The sequence below is a fragment of the Luteibacter sp. UNCMF366Tsu5.1 genome (assembly GCF_900119235.1).
GTDB classification, from domain to species: Bacteria; Pseudomonadota; Gammaproteobacteria; order Xanthomonadales; family Rhodanobacteraceae; genus Luteibacter; species Luteibacter flocculans.
Genome location: NZ_FPIS01000002.1, coordinates 430,060 through 443,355, shown reverse-complemented (window position 1 = coordinate 443,355; position 13,296 = coordinate 430,060). Strand labels below are relative to the sequence as shown.

Below are 13,296 nucleotides of genomic sequence, written 5' to 3'. Positions count from 1 at the left end.
GTGAGAAAGTCGGAAAGCTTAGCGGCGCTCCGCTAAACGGAGCGTAAGCCCCGGCGCTCAGACCGTGCGCGTGCCGGAAGATTCCCCTCGCCTCTTGATTCCGACGCTCGGAAGGAGAAGGCTTGGCCCGGGCCCTTGCCCGACCACCGCCATGACCGTCCGGACCCCGGACGACCGTGACGGCCCGCCATCGTTACGCCGGGAGGCGTGCGAGAGGGCGACGCCGATCGTGACGTTCGCGTTCCCCACGCGTCCCCTTCCACTGAAGGAGGGTCGCATCGTGTCGCCATCCACGGAACGTATCCGCAGCCTCGCCCTGGCCGGCCATGCCGGCGCCGGCAAAACCACCCTGTTCGAAGCCCTGCTCCACGCGGGCGGCGCATTGACCGCCATGGGCAACGTCGAACGAGGCAGTACCGTTTCCGATACCGACCCCATGGAAAAGGCGCGGGGGCATTCGATAGACGCATCGATCGCGTCCATCGAGCGCAACGGTTACCGCATCCACCTGATCGACACGCCGGGGTATGCCGACTTCTGCGGACCCGCACTCGCCGCCCTCGCCGCCGCGGACACCGTCGCCATCGTGGTGAACGCGGCCAATGGCATCGAACATGGCACGCGCAGCATGATGGCGCTGGCGAAGGAACGCGGCCTCGCGCGCGTGCTCATCATCAACCGGATCGATGCGGAAGGTGTGGACCTGCCCGCACTGGTGAATGCGCTGCGCGACGAGTTCGGCACCGAGTGCCTGCCACTCAACCTGCCCGCGGCCAAAGGACACGCCATACGCGACACGTTCTTCCAAACGGCGGGCGACACCGATTTCTCGTCGCCCGGCGAAGCGCATCGGCAGATCATCGATCAAGTCGTGGAAATCGACGACGAGGTCATGGAGCACTACCTCGATGCCGGCGAATCCGCGCTCAGCGTGGCCGAACTCCGCGGCGCATTGGAACACTGCCTGCGCGACGGCCACCTCGTGCCGATCGTCTTCACCAGCGCACGCGAAGGCGTCGGCATCGTCGAGTTGCTCGATCTCGTCGAACGCATCCTGCCCTGCCCGACCGAGGTCAACCCGCCGCCGTTCCACAGTGACGACGGCACGCCGTTCGAGGTGACCGCCGACGCGCAGCGGCACGTGGTCGCCGACGTGTTCAAGATCGTCAACGATCCCTTCGTTGGCAAGCTGGGCGTGTTCCGCGTCTGGCAGGGCACCGTCCGCAAGGATGCGCAACTCTTCGTCGACGATGGACGCAAGCCGTTCAAGGTGGCGCATCTGTACCGCCTCAAGGGGCGTGAACACGTCGAGATCGACGAGGCCGTGCCGGGCGACATCGCCGCCGTGGCGAAGGTCGACGACGTGCATTTCGACGCCGTGCTGCACGACGCGGCCGACGAAGCCCGCATCCATCTCGACCCCGCCCCGTTTCCCGCGCCCATGTACGGCCTCGCCTTGGAACCCGCGCACAAGGGGCAGGAGCAGAAACTGGCGCAGGCGCTCGCCAAGCTCGCCGAGGAAGATCCGTGCTTCCGCGTGGAACACCACAAGGAACTCAACGAGACCGTGGTGCGCGGGCTGTCCGATCTGCATCTCAAACTCATGCTCGATCGCATGAAAGCGCGCTACGACGTCGACGTCGTCACACGGCCGCCGCGGATCGCCTACCGCGAAACGATCGCCGCCGATGCCGAGGGTCATCATCGACACAAGAAGCAGACCGGTGGCGCTGGGCAGTTCGGCGAAGTGTTTTTGCGTGTGGAACCGCTGGAACGCGGCGCCGGCTTCGTCTTCGCCGACGAGACCAAGGGTGGTGTCATTCCAGGGCAATTCATGCCGGCCATCGAGAAAGGCGTACGCCAGGCGTTGGAGCACGGCGCCATCGCCGGCTACCCGATACAGGACGTGCGCGTGGTCGTCCACGACGGCAAGCACCATCCGGTGGATTCCAAGGAAGTCGCATTCATCAGCGCGGGGAGAAAGGCGTTTCTGGATGCGGTTTCGCGTGCCCGGCCTCAGATACTGGAGCCGGTGGTGGATCTGAAGGTATCAATTCCCGACCACTATGTCGGCGACGTGACTGGCGGTCTGGCCTCGCGACGTGCGCAGATCATGGGAACCGATTCGCTACGCGGCGGCGAGACGGCCATCAAGGCCCGCGTGCCCCTGGCCGAACTGGTGGACTACTCGACCCAGCTCAAGGCCATGACCGGTGGGCAGGGACGCTACGCCATGTCGTTCAGTCACTACGACACGGTGCCGCCCGGCGTGCAGAAGAAGCTGATGGAAGCGTGGAAACCCACGGTGGAAGACGATTGAGGCCCGGGGGTCGGCACGGCCGTCATGGCGGCATGCGTGCCGCCATGACGGACCCGGTGGCTTATGCTGCCAGCGTGTCGATCAACGCATTCGTGAAGGCCGGGATGTCATCCGGCTTGCGGCTGGTGATGAGGTTGCCGTCCTTCACCACCTGACTATCTTCCCAGCGCGCACCCGCGTTGGAGAGATCCTGCTTGAGCGAGGGCCACGAGGTGACCTTCTTGTCCTTCACCAGGCCGGCGTTGATAAGCGTCCACGGACCGTGGCAGATGGCCGCGATCGGCTTGCCCGACTCGGCGAAGGTCTTCACCAGGCCCAGCACCTTCTCGTCGGTACGCAGCTTGTCCGGGTTGATCACGCCACCCGGCAGCACGAGGGCGTCGTAGCCGCTGGCATCGGCTTTGGCAAGTTGGACGTCAACGGGAACCTCTTCGCCCCAATCCTTCCCGCTCCAGCCTTTGATCCGCTGAGCGTCGCCGGGGGCGATCACATCGACCGTCGCGCCCGCTTCTTCCAGCAGGCGCTTGGGCTCGGTCAGTTCCGATTGCTCGAAGCCGTCGGTAGCCAGTACCGCCACGCGGCGGCCCTTAAGTCGATCGTTTGCCATGGGGAATCTCCTCGGGGGAATGTCCGGTCGAGGATGGGCGACGGCAGATGAGCGACATGTCGCAGTGCCGTCGCCGCCGCATGGGCAAACGTGAAGACGGGATCAGCCCGCCTTGGCGCGCTTCGGCTTCAACATGGTGCCGATGCACTTGGGCGAGCCGCAGCGGCAGGCCCAGATCTTCTTGAGGCGCGCCGTGTGCTTCATGTCGAGCGTGATGCCGTAGTCGTAGGTGAGCTCTTCGCCCGGCGCGATATCGCGAATGGCTTCGATCAGCACGCGGTCATGCTTGGACGGCTTGCCCTCCACGGCTTCCTCGATCAGCGCCTGGCAGTTCGGGTCGCAGCCGTGGTTGATCCAGCGGGCGACATTGCCATGGCTGTTGCCATCGACGATGTAGCGCTCGTTGAGCGTGAACAGGAAGGTGTGGCCGGTCTCGCCGCCGTCGCCGTAACGCTTGTCGGCCTGCGCGTGCGTGATGCGGTCACCCTTGTACTCGACGATTTCCTCACCGGCCTTGATCGGTGCGGTGGCGAAGACGCCATTTCCGTGGATGGGCGAACGTCGTGCGGCGATGCGTCGGGTCATGGGTGATCGTGATGATGGAATGATCCGCGATGATGCCTGCTTGCCTGCCGCTTGGGAACCGCGTTTGAAACGCATGGCTCGCGCGTACCGGCCGCCCGGCGCTACCATCAAACGAGTGTTCGACATGCCGGAAGCCAACGGAATGACCTCGATCGTCCGCCATCCCCTCGTTCGTGCCGTATTCGTGACCGGCGTTGCCCTGCTCGCGGGCTGCGGGCCGGCCAAGAAGAGCGTGTTCCCGCCGTCGCTGACCCTGCAGGAAGTGTCGGCGAAGCCGGGGGGCACCTGGCACGTGACCCTGCGCGTCCACAACAACAGCTATGGCGGCATGTCGTTCGACACCTTCCAGGGCACGCTGCGCGTCGGCGATCTCGGCGCCGTACTGCTCGACGCGAAGATCGACCAGGACATCCCCTCCTTCGCCGCCGACGTTGCCACCATCGACCTTCTGCCCACGGCGGAGATGTCGAAGGCGCTCGCGGCACTCGCGGCCAAGGGCAGCGCAGGCGCCCTGCCGTACAGCATCGACGGCCATGTGACCGCCACGCCGGAAAAGGAAGACAAGGCCCAGACCTTCCCCGTACACGGCAAGAACTGGCTCTCGCCCGTCCCCGGCATTCCCGACACGTATCGCTCTCCCTGACCTCTCACCGCGCCGTCCCGTGCGACCGCCCCAGGATCTTCCATGACACTCTACAAAGCCCCTCTCGACGACATGCGCTTCGCGCTCTACGACGTCCTCGGCGCCGAAGCCGTGCTCGGCCAGCTCGAAGGCGGCGAAGCGCATACCCGCGACCTGTTCGACGCCGTGCTCGAGGAAGCCGCACGTTTCAACGAACAGGTACTGGCACCGCTGAACGCCTCCGGTGACGCCGAAGGCTGCCATTACGACAAGGCCACCGCGGCGGTCACCACGCCGAAGGGCTTCAAGGAGGCCTATCGTCAGTACGTGGATGGCGGCTGGGCGGGACTTACCGCGCCCGAGCAGTTCGGCGGCCAGGCGTTGCCAGCCGTGCTGGGAGCGCTGACCAAGGAAATGATCGACTCCGCCAACCTGGCGTGGGGCATCTACCCGCTGCTGTCGCATGGCGCTACCGATGCGCTGGCGCACCACGGTGACGCGTGGCAGCAGGAAACCTTCTTGAAGCCGCTGGTGGAAGGTCGCTGGACCGGCACCATGTGCCTCACCGAGCCGCAGGCCGGTTCGGACCTCGGGCTGTTGAAGACGCGCGCCGAGCCGAACGCAGATGGCAGCTACCGGGTCACCGGCACCAAGATCTTCATCAGCGCGGGCGAACACGACTTCGCCGAGAACATCGTGCACCTCGTGCTGGCCCGTTTGCCCGACGCACCGGCCGGCAGCCGCGGCATTTCGATGCTGGTGGTGCCCAAGTTCAAGGTGAACAAGGACGGCACGATGGGCGAGCGGAACACCGTCGCCGCGGGCGCCATCGAGCACAAGATGGGCATCAAGGGCTCGGCTACGTGTGTCATGAACTTCGACGAGGCCGAAGGTTGGCTGGTCGGTCCCCCGCACAAGGGGCTGGTCGCCATGTTCACCATGATGAATGCAGCGCGCCTGGCTGTCGGTATTCAGGGCCTGGCCGTTTCCGAACGCGCCTTGCAGAACAGCCTGAACTACGCGCGAGAGCGCCTGCAGATGCGTGCGCTCTCGGGTCCGAAGCTGCCCGAGAAGCCGGCCGACCCGCTCACCGTGCATCCGGACGTCCGCCGCATGCTGCTCACCCAGCGCGCGTTTGTAGAAGGCGGCCGCGTCCTCGCGGCCTACGCCGCACTGCAAAGCGACATCGAAGCGCGCGCCACCGATCCTCAGGCGCGCAAGGAAGCCGGTGAACTGCTGTCGTTCCTCATTCCGATCGCGAAGGGCCTGCTCACCGAAGCCGCGCAGGAGTGCACCAAGGAAGCGCTGCAGATCTTCGGCGGCCACGGCTACATCGCCGAACACGGCATGGAGCAGTTCGTCCGCGACGCCCGCATCATCACCTTGTACGAGGGCACCACGCAGATCCAGGCGCTGGATCTGCTCGGTCGCAAGATCATGCAGTTGCAGGGCGCCGGCCTGAAGCATTTCCTCGGCGAGATCTCCGCCTTCTGCCAGGCTCACCAGGCGAACGAAACGCTCCGCGCGTTCGTGGGACCGCTGGCCGTGGCGGCGAAGACCTGGGGCGATCTCACCCAGGCCATCGCGCAAAACGCGCAGGCCAACCCCGAGGAACTGGGCGCCGCCGCCGTGGATTACCTCTATCTCTCGGGCTACGTCAGCCTGGCGTATGTCTGGGCGAAGAGCGTGCTGGCCGCCGAGGGTTCCTCCCTCTCAGCAGAACGCCGGCAGGCCAAGCGCGACACCGCCAGCTTCTACTTCGCCCGCATCCTGCCGCGCATTCACATGCACAAGGCAGCGATCGAAGCGGGTGTGGCGAGCCTCCCTGAGGTGCTGTAAACGCGAGCGATTCGTGGGGCCGTTTCGGCAGCCATCGGCTACGAAACGGCCCGCGCTCGGATAGGGGCCATCACACTTACGACCTCGCGGGGCTTTCCTCGACATGCCCGAAGGTGTAGAAAAAAGCCTCTGCCCGGAACTGCGACCGAGACGGTGACCGACACGATGAGCGATTCTCCGTTCCTGATCCGTCTCGCCGAGAGCGACGACGACGAGTTCATCCTCGGCCTCATTCCCCGTTTCGTCGACTTCAAGCTGCCCAACGGTCGCACGCGCACCGACTGCTTGAAAGGCATCGAGTCCGACCTGGTCAAGCACCTCGACGAGCAACCGTCGAACAGCTACATCTTCGTCGCCGAGAACGACGAGGGCGAGGCGGTGGGCTTCGTCCACCTGCAGAAGACCAAGGACTTCTTCACTCACCGCGACAATTGCCACATCTCGGACATTGCCGTGGCGGAGCGTTACGAGGGTGCCGGGGTCGGCGCCTTCCTGCTCGATCATGCACAGACGTGGGCCAAGGAGCACCGCTGCCAGTTCGTCACGCTGGCGGTCTTTCCCGGCAACGAACGCGCGCTGGAGTTGTATCGCAAGCACGGCTTCGACACCGACCTGATGCGCATGGCGAAGCCGGTGCGCTGAGCGCCTCCGCGCTGTAGCGAACACTCAGCACCACCGCGCCGTGGGCGGTTGCAGGACGCGAGCGCGGCACCGCTTGGACCGGATACATGAGCGCACAATGGATACCCGTGACCCGCCGACACGTCGTTCTCGCGGGCGATCTCGCCGGCACGGTGGTTTTCGCGGTCGAAGGCGCCATCGCTGCCATCCACGGCGGACTGGATCTGCTCGGCGTGCTGGTGTTGTCGTTCATCGTCGCGCTGGGCGGTGGCGTGGTCCGCGACGTACTGATCGGCGCCACACCACCCAATGCCATTCGCGACTGGCGTTATCCGACGCTCGCCTTCGCCGCAGGACTGGTGACCTTTGCGTTCCACGCACCCATGACAGCCGCACCGCCCATGGTGCTACTCACACTCGATGCCGCCGGGCTCGCCATCTTCGCCGCAACGGGCGCGGAAAAAGCGTGGGATTACGGGATCACCCCGATCAACGCGATCCTGATGGGCGCCGTGACGGGCTGCGGTGGGGGCGTCATCCGCGATCTGCTACTCACTCGCACGCCGCTGATCCTGATGGCGGATATCTACGCCACTGCAGCGCTGCTCGGTGCGGCAGTGGTCATCGGATGCCGAAAGCTGCAATGGCCTCCCGCCGTCGCCACGGCACTGGGTTGCCTGGTGTGCTTCGCCGTCCGCATGGCGGCCGTGGCTTTCGGTTGGCAATTGCCCCGCGTCGCGTGAGCGCCCAGCGTACGACGGGACTAATCGACCAGTTCGATATCCAGACCATGCAATAGCCCAAAGGACTCGCTGCGGGTGAACCGACCACCGCGCACCGGGTTCTCCTGGACATTGATCAGGTAATGCATGGCTTCGCTGAAATCCACGCCGATGAGCTGGGTCTTGTTGAAGAGACTGTCGCGGAAATCGGTATACGTGAAGTTCGATTTGGCGAAGTTACCTTCCCGGAAATCGACGCTGTGCGCCTTGCACTCTTCCAGCACGGTTTCCTGCAGATCGAGGCCGAAGAAGTTCGAGTAGCTGATGTTCGACTTGCGGAAGGCCAACTTGCCCGGCGCGGCATAACGCGGCCACTCCGCACGGGTCCAGTCGACGCCCAGCAATTTGCACTCATCGAACGACACCGCCTGGTATTTGCTCGCCGACAAACGCGCATTGCTCAGGTCACATGAGCGAAAGGTGCACTCGATGAACTTGCAGCGATCGAACACGCTTTCCGTCAGCGAGCAGCGTACGAAGGTGCACGACTCGAACGTTCTCGAAGTGAACGTCTCACCGGCAAGGTCGAGACCTTCGAAGTGCTTCAGATAGAACTCGGTATCGCTGGGCAGGGAACGTGTCATGGTCGCGTAAGCAAGCGGACGGAGAGAAACCATGGCGGCCGAGCCTTGAAGGAACGAGCGCCGCAACAGCTTTGGAACGCAGCATGACGCGAAGCGGGCGCCATGGCATAGGCCCAAAGAAAAAGCCGCCCGAAGGCGGCTTTTCCAGTATTGCTTGCGTAACTCAGGACACCGACGCAGGGGTTTCCTTGCGCTCGCGCTCGTCGAGGCGGGCGGCCATGCGGTCGATGTTGGCCAGCGAGACCAGGTGCGCGTAGATCCAGCCGAGGGCACCCTCGCGCAGGAATTCGTGCGCCGTCTTCTCGTCGAGCGCGCGCAGCCTTTCCTCGTTGATCACGAACAGACCGTTGAGGTTGATGCCCTTGCCTTCCTTCTGCAGCGTGATCGTGCGCGGCTCGAGCAGGTTGTGCTCGCGCAGCTTGCCCATGAACCACTGCGTGCGGGCCACGTGGTCCTGGAACTCGCCGAGGAAGTTCACGGCGTTGGTGAGAGCCGGCGCATCGGTGCCGTCCTCGTTGAACAGGCGCTCGCCTTCCTCGTTGTTGAAGCCTTCATAGGCTTCGTCGAGGAACACGGTGAAGTCGTCGCCTTCGGTACCGGCCGGCTTCTCGGCCAGCACGAACGGATAGCGGCGAACGAACGCCGGGATGTAGATGCCCTGCTCCCAGAAGCCGTTCTCACCGACCAGCAGGTTCTCGCCCTGGCGGAGGCCAAGCAGCGCCATCGGGCCTGCTTCTTCCAGCGAGTTGCCCGCAAAGAGAATCGGGAAATCGCGCGCAGCGGGCGCGAATTCGACGCCGGTCAGCGGCACGGAGTGCGCGGAGGCGGCGAAACGGATGTTGTTCACGGCCTTCAGACGCAGGTCGCGGTGGGCGGTACGGTTCAGGGGAACCGGACGCTCGTAGAAAAGCACTTCTGCCACTGTGTAACCCTCATGGACCCCGCGGACCTGGGAAGCCACCCCGGCCCCCCTTCCAAACCCGCTGGGCTCGAATGCGAATTCCCACTATAGCAGTGGTCGATGGCAGGTGAAGCCCCGAGGGATCGGTACCGGGCGGCAGGCCCCGTTCTGCAGACGGTTGAACGGCGCGACCACGGCCCCCTTGGACAACGCTATTCCGTAGCAATAATCGGCTATGCTCGGGCCAGACCCCTCCTGCAGGGGCTGGATCGCGGTGCGATCCGCACGGAGTTCGACTTGCTGGAACGCTCTTTCGCTTATGTGAAGGACGAGACACGATGACGATGGAAGTGCTCCAAGAGGACCTGCCGAGGGTCACCGCGTTACATGCGACGCGGGTGCTTTCCCTCGATGCGGCAGGCCGCATCCTGGACTGGATCAGTTGGCAGGACGCGGTTTGCCTGTATGTGCGCGGCGTGGTGGCCTGGACCCTGGGCGACCCGTGCGTCACTGTCCACGGCGGCATCAGCCGGGCGAGCGGACTGCGCAGCAGCCTGCAATTGCACCCGATCGTGGCCAGCACGGGCCATTGCCGCGAACACGCGATCGACCCGGCCCCAGCCCTGACCAACACCGCTCTGTTCGCTCGAGACCGGCACATCTGCCTTTACTGCGGCCATCAGTACACGCGCCACGAGCTGACCCGCGACCACGTGGTGCCGCTGTCCAAGAAGGGCGCCGACGAGTGGGAGAATGTGGTCAGTGCTTGCCTGGCCTGCAACCTGCGCAAGAGCAACCGGACCCCGCAGCAGGCCAACATGCCCTTGTTGGCCGTGCCCTACCGCCCGAGTTGGGTGGAGCACCTGATCCTGTCCAACCGCAACATCCTCGCCGACCAGATGGAGTTCCTGGTGAGCCATCTGCCGCGCGACCGGCGGCCCGGCTAACGGCAAAAAACGTCGCTGCGCCGGGCGGTTGCCGCCGTCTGGCCGCGGCGGCGGCCACGCAGGCCGGGCCGCTGCCCGGCCCTGTCGCTTTATGTTCACCTTTTGTCCCTTGCCCCGCCCCCTCGGGAGGCGAACAATAGGCAGATGAACGACCTCTCCCGTTATCCCTATCTGGCGCAGATCGAGTCGCCGGAGGACCTCCGCCGTTTTTCGACGGATGAACTGCCGGCCATCGCCGACGAACTGCGCGGCTACCTGATCGAGGCCGTGGCGTCGTCGGGCGGCCATTTCGGCGCCGGGCTGGGAGTGGTCGAGCTGACCGTCGCGCTGCACCACGTGTTCGAGACGCCGCGCGACCGCCTGGTCTGGGACGTCGGCCACCAGTGCTATCCGCACAAGATCCTTACCGGTCGACGTGACAGGATCACGACGATCAAGAAGAAGGACGGCCTCGCGCCGTTCCCGCGCCGCGAGGAAAGCGAGTACGACACCTTTGGGGTTGGCCATTCGTCCACGTCGATTTCCGCGGCCCTGGGCATGGCCCTGGCGCTGCAACGCCGTGGCGACATGCGCAAGGTGGTGGCCGTGATCGGCGACGGCGCGATGACGGCTGGCATGGCCTTCGAAGCCTTGAATCACGGCGGCGACGTCGAACCGAACATGCTCGTGATTCTCAACGACAACGGCATGTCGATCAGCGAGAACGTCGGTGCGATGACCAAGATGATGGCCCGCGCCATGGCAAGCCGCACGCTCAACGCCTGGCGCGAGCGCGCCAAGAAGGCGATGCCGCGCGAGTCGTTCGTCGGCCGCTTCTTCAAGCGCTGGGAAGAACACGCCAAGGGCATGTTCGTGCCTTCGACCTTGTTCGAGGAGCTGGGCTTCCATTACACCGGCCCCATCGACGGCCACAACATGGCTCAACTGGTGAACGCGCTGGAAACGGTGAAGGCCCTCCCCGGCCCGCAGCTGCTCCACGTAATGACCACGAAGGGCAAGGGCTACGAGCCTGCGGAAAAGGCGCAGATCGAGTACCACGCCGTGGGCCCGTTCGATCCCGTGGCGGGCCTGGTGAAGAAGGGTGCGCCGGCCAAGCCGACCTATACCGACATCTTCAGCGACTGGCTCTGCGACATGGCCGCGACCGACGAGCGCCTGCTGGGCATCACGCCCGCCATGCGCGAAGGTTCGGGCCTGGTCCGTTTCTCCAAGGAATACCCGCAGCGCTATTTCGACGTAGCGATTGCCGAGCAGCATGCGGTGACGCTCGCGGCGGGCATGGCGGTGGAAGGGGCGAAGCCCGTGGTGGCAATCTATTCCACCTTCCTCCAGCGCGCCTACGATCAGGCCATTCACGACGTGGCCCTGCAAAACCTCGACGTGACCTTCGCGATCGACCGCGCGGGTGTGGTCGGCCCAGACGGCGCCACGCACTCGGGCAGCTTCGATCTGTCGTTCATGCGCTGCCTGCCGAACATGGTGATCATGGCGCCGGCCGACGAGAACGAATGCCGCACGATGTTGACCACCGGCTTCCGCTACGAAGGCCCCGCGGCGGTGCGCTATCCCCGTGGCACCGGCCCGGGCGCAAAGCTGGCCGAGACGCTCGAAACCTTCCCGATCGGCAAGGCGGAAGTGCGTCGTCGTGGCCACCACGGCCTGGCGATTCTGTCGTTCGGCACCATGCTCGCGCCGGCCGCCGTCATCGCCGCGGAGGTCGACGCCACATTGGTGAACATGCGCTTCGTGAAGCCGCTGGACGAGGAACTGATCCTCGAACTGGCGCGCACGCACAAAGCCTTCGTCACCATCGAAGACAACGCCATCGCTGGCGGTGCCGGTGCCGGCGTGGCGGAATGCCTCGCTGCCCATGGCGTCACTCTGCCCATCCAGCATCTCGGTCTTCCGGACGTCTATCTGGAACACGGCAGCCGCGAGGAAGTCCTCACCATGGCCGGCCTCGACCTCCCGCAGATTCGCCACGCGATCCGCGCACGGTTCCCGCAGTTCTGCGCGTCGGCGGTGGCTAGCGCGGGGTAATCCGCGCTCCACACGACTGGGTCCACATAGGTAGCACCAGCTTCTTCGTCGAGCGTTCAACCGACGAAGGTAGGGAAAATTCCGTGTAGGGAATGCTCGCCCGCACCGTATCACCCGGGGCTAGCCGGAAGTTGCAGGACGACGGACAGAAGCCGAGATTTCGTTCCTTGATGTGGTACTTCCTGCCGTCCGCCTCGACCCATACGTCATTGCTATGTGCGTCGAGAAATCCCAAGTTGTTAGGCCACGATCCTTCTTCGATGCACCACGTCTGGCCCGACGTATTCTCAAGTTCGATATCGAACCGCTTTGAGCCCGGATTGTCCGAGATGCGCAGCAAATGGGTGATTTCTCGCCTTCCCTCCGGTTTTGTCGCGGAACACGACATCAGCCATACAGCGAGAACTGCGAAAAATAGCGCTCGTGTCTCGCGGCGAATCATTGGGACAGATCCGTCAGATGATCCGGATTCACGACGGCGCGATTTTGTTCACGTTCGCGTAGGAGGCGGAAGTACTCACCGCCATTGGCAAATTTATAGGCTTTACCTCCTTCGATACGCTGGTCGGTGAGTCCTACGGTGTGCAGAGATTCGTGACCCGCGGCCCATTCGAGCATCGATGAATTGCCATAGGAGGCGTGGCTGGTATTGATATAGATATTGTTACCACCCACCGTCGCCGCCGCCAAATCTGCCCCACCCATTCCCATGCTCTTCCATTCTGAAGCCGAACTCGCGTTCGCAAACAACCCCGAACCCGGACCGGCGTCGAGCACGCGCGCAGCCTGAGTAAGGGAATCGGCAGCGGAGAACAAGTTCCCTGCTGTTGCACTGCCCTCTCCCATGACCGACTCGAAGGCACGTACTGCCGATTTGTCACTTGAATCTAGCTTCGTGCCTGCGGCTATCTTCTCAGCTGCCGCCCAGAGTTTCCCCGCAGCCTTATGGTGCCCAGCGGCTGCGCTGTGCTGGGCCTTGTCGAACCGCTTCCATGCCTGGTCATCCTTCCAACCGGTACCACGTTCGTAGTTTCCCGAAGGATCGATGCGGTTCATCGGGTTGTTCGATACGTACGCATATCGATTCATGCTACCGACGTACCCGGGCGACGCCTCTACCGCATCCTTGGACAGGAACCGTCCCGCCCCCGAGTCGTAGTATCGAGCCTGCATGTAGATCAATCCGTCGTCGTCATGGACATGTGCGGTGTAGCCTAGCCCGGCAACTGGACCGAGAGCGGGACTCCCGTAAGGCCGGTAGTCCGATGACGATAGGGTGTTGCCTTGCGCATCGGTCGTGGCAAGCACCGATCCCTGCGCGTCGACATAGTAATAAACAACATCCCTGGCCCTAGCCACCGGTGTCGTGAACCACAACGGCATCCACAGCGAGCAATAGAAAACCTTTCGCCAGACACCGTTCCTCCGGCGGAGGTTATCCGTCAGCC

At 64.2% G+C, this 13,296-nt stretch carries 12 protein-coding genes; 7 read left to right on the top strand and 5 right to left on the bottom strand.

All coding sequences use genetic code 11. The annotated features are described in order from the left end of the window. Window positions 1-280 precede the first annotated feature (280 nt). Complete coding sequence (fusA, locus tag BT115_RS11145; RefSeq protein ID WP_072323168.1) at window positions 281-2,320, top strand: elongation factor G; 2,040 nt, start codon at window positions 281-283, stop codon at window positions 2,318-2,320. 61 nt (window positions 2,321-2,381) lie between these two features. On the opposite strand, the gene BT115_RS11140 is transcribed toward fusA, so the two are convergent. Beyond that, window positions 2,382-2,927: a type 1 glutamine amidotransferase domain-containing protein gene (locus BT115_RS11140; RefSeq protein ID WP_072322680.1), complete on the bottom strand. Its 546-nt coding sequence runs from the start codon at window positions 2,925-2,927 to the stop codon at window positions 2,382-2,384. Window positions 2,928-3,029: 102 nt separating this feature from the next. Further along, window positions 3,030-3,512 carry an SET domain-containing protein gene (locus tag BT115_RS11135; protein ID WP_072322679.1) on the bottom strand — a complete coding sequence of 161 codons (483 nt, stop codon included), beginning with the start codon at window positions 3,510-3,512 and terminating at the stop codon, window positions 3,030-3,032. Between the two features lie 142 nt (window positions 3,513-3,654). On the opposite strand from BT115_RS11135, the gene BT115_RS11130 reads away from it, so the two are divergent. From BT115_RS11130 to BT115_RS11115, 4 genes are all read left to right on the top strand, one after another. Beyond that, complete coding sequence (locus BT115_RS11130) at window positions 3,655-4,155, top strand: hypothetical protein (RefSeq protein WP_072323167.1); 501 nt, start codon at window positions 3,655-3,657, stop codon at window positions 4,153-4,155. A 42-nt stretch (window positions 4,156-4,197) separates the two neighbouring features. Continuing rightward, a complete protein-coding gene (locus BT115_RS11125; protein ID WP_072322678.1) occupies window positions 4,198-5,973 on the top strand; it encodes an acyl-CoA dehydrogenase C-terminal domain-containing protein in 1,776 nt (591 codons plus the stop codon). Between the two features lie 165 nt (window positions 5,974-6,138). Further along, window positions 6,139-6,615 carry a GNAT family N-acetyltransferase gene (locus tag BT115_RS11120; RefSeq protein WP_072322677.1) on the top strand — a complete coding sequence of 159 codons (477 nt, stop codon included), beginning with the start codon at window positions 6,139-6,141 and terminating at the stop codon, window positions 6,613-6,615. 86 nt (window positions 6,616-6,701) lie between these two features. Then, window positions 6,702-7,337, top strand: a complete 636-nt coding sequence (locus BT115_RS11115; protein WP_072322676.1) for a trimeric intracellular cation channel family protein — start codon at window positions 6,702-6,704, stop codon at window positions 7,335-7,337. Window positions 7,338-7,357: 20 nt separating this feature from the next. Here BT115_RS11115 and BT115_RS11110 read toward each other — a convergent pair whose 3' ends face one another. Next, window positions 7,358-7,960 carry a pentapeptide repeat-containing protein gene (locus tag BT115_RS11110; protein ID WP_072323166.1) on the bottom strand — a complete coding sequence of 201 codons (603 nt, stop codon included), beginning with the start codon at window positions 7,958-7,960 and terminating at the stop codon, window positions 7,358-7,360. A gap of 163 nt (window positions 7,961-8,123) precedes the next feature. Next, entirely contained in the window at window positions 8,124-8,882 is a 759-nt protein-coding gene (locus BT115_RS11105) for a SapC family protein (protein ID WP_072322675.1), read from the bottom strand. 317 nt (window positions 8,883-9,199) lie between these two features. On the opposite strand from BT115_RS11105, the gene BT115_RS11100 reads away from it, so the two are divergent. Together BT115_RS11100 and dxs are read left to right on the top strand one after the other, a co-directional pair. Further along, window positions 9,200-9,808 (top strand): HNH endonuclease, encoded by a 609-nt coding sequence (locus BT115_RS11100; RefSeq protein WP_072322674.1) that lies wholly within the window; start codon window positions 9,200-9,202, stop codon window positions 9,806-9,808. A 144-nt stretch (window positions 9,809-9,952) separates the two neighbouring features. Further along, on the top strand, window positions 9,953-11,848 hold the full coding sequence (dxs, locus tag BT115_RS11095) for a 1-deoxy-D-xylulose-5-phosphate synthase (protein ID WP_072322673.1): 1,896 nt from the start codon (window positions 9,953-9,955) through the stop codon (window positions 11,846-11,848). Between the two features lie 438 nt (window positions 11,849-12,286). On the opposite strand, the gene BT115_RS11090 is transcribed toward dxs, so the two are convergent. Beyond that, window positions 12,287-13,231 (bottom strand): RHS repeat-associated core domain-containing protein, encoded by a 945-nt coding sequence (locus BT115_RS11090; protein ID WP_072322672.1) that lies wholly within the window; start codon window positions 13,229-13,231, stop codon window positions 12,287-12,289. Window positions 13,232-13,296 lie beyond the last annotated feature (65 nt).

Coding starts and splice junctions, on each gene's coding strand:
- BT115_RS11100 (WP_072322674.1), top strand. CDS start 9,200: ATGACGATGGAAGTGCTCCAAGAGGACCTGCCGAGGGTCACCGCGTTA.
- BT115_RS11135 (WP_072322679.1), bottom strand. CDS start 3,512: ATGACCCGACGCATCGCCGCACGACGTTCGCCCATCCACGGAAATGGC.
- BT115_RS11115 (WP_072322676.1), top strand. CDS start 6,702: ATGAGCGCACAATGGATACCCGTGACCCGCCGACACGTCGTTCTCGCG.
- BT115_RS11130 (WP_072323167.1), top strand. CDS start 3,655: ATGACCTCGATCGTCCGCCATCCCCTCGTTCGTGCCGTATTCGTGACC.
- BT115_RS11110 (WP_072323166.1), bottom strand. CDS start 7,960: ATGACACGTTCCCTGCCCAGCGATACCGAGTTCTATCTGAAGCACTTC.
- dxs (WP_072322673.1), top strand. CDS start 9,953: ATGAACGACCTCTCCCGTTATCCCTATCTGGCGCAGATCGAGTCGCCG.
- BT115_RS11120 (WP_072322677.1), top strand. CDS start 6,139: ATGAGCGATTCTCCGTTCCTGATCCGTCTCGCCGAGAGCGACGACGAC.
- BT115_RS11090 (WP_072322672.1), bottom strand. CDS start 13,231: ATGCCGTTGTGGTTCACGACACCGGTGGCTAGGGCCAGGGATGTTGTT.
- BT115_RS11125 (WP_072322678.1), top strand. CDS start 4,198: ATGACACTCTACAAAGCCCCTCTCGACGACATGCGCTTCGCGCTCTAC.
- BT115_RS11140 (WP_072322680.1), bottom strand. CDS start 2,927: ATGGCAAACGATCGACTTAAGGGCCGCCGCGTGGCGGTACTGGCTACC.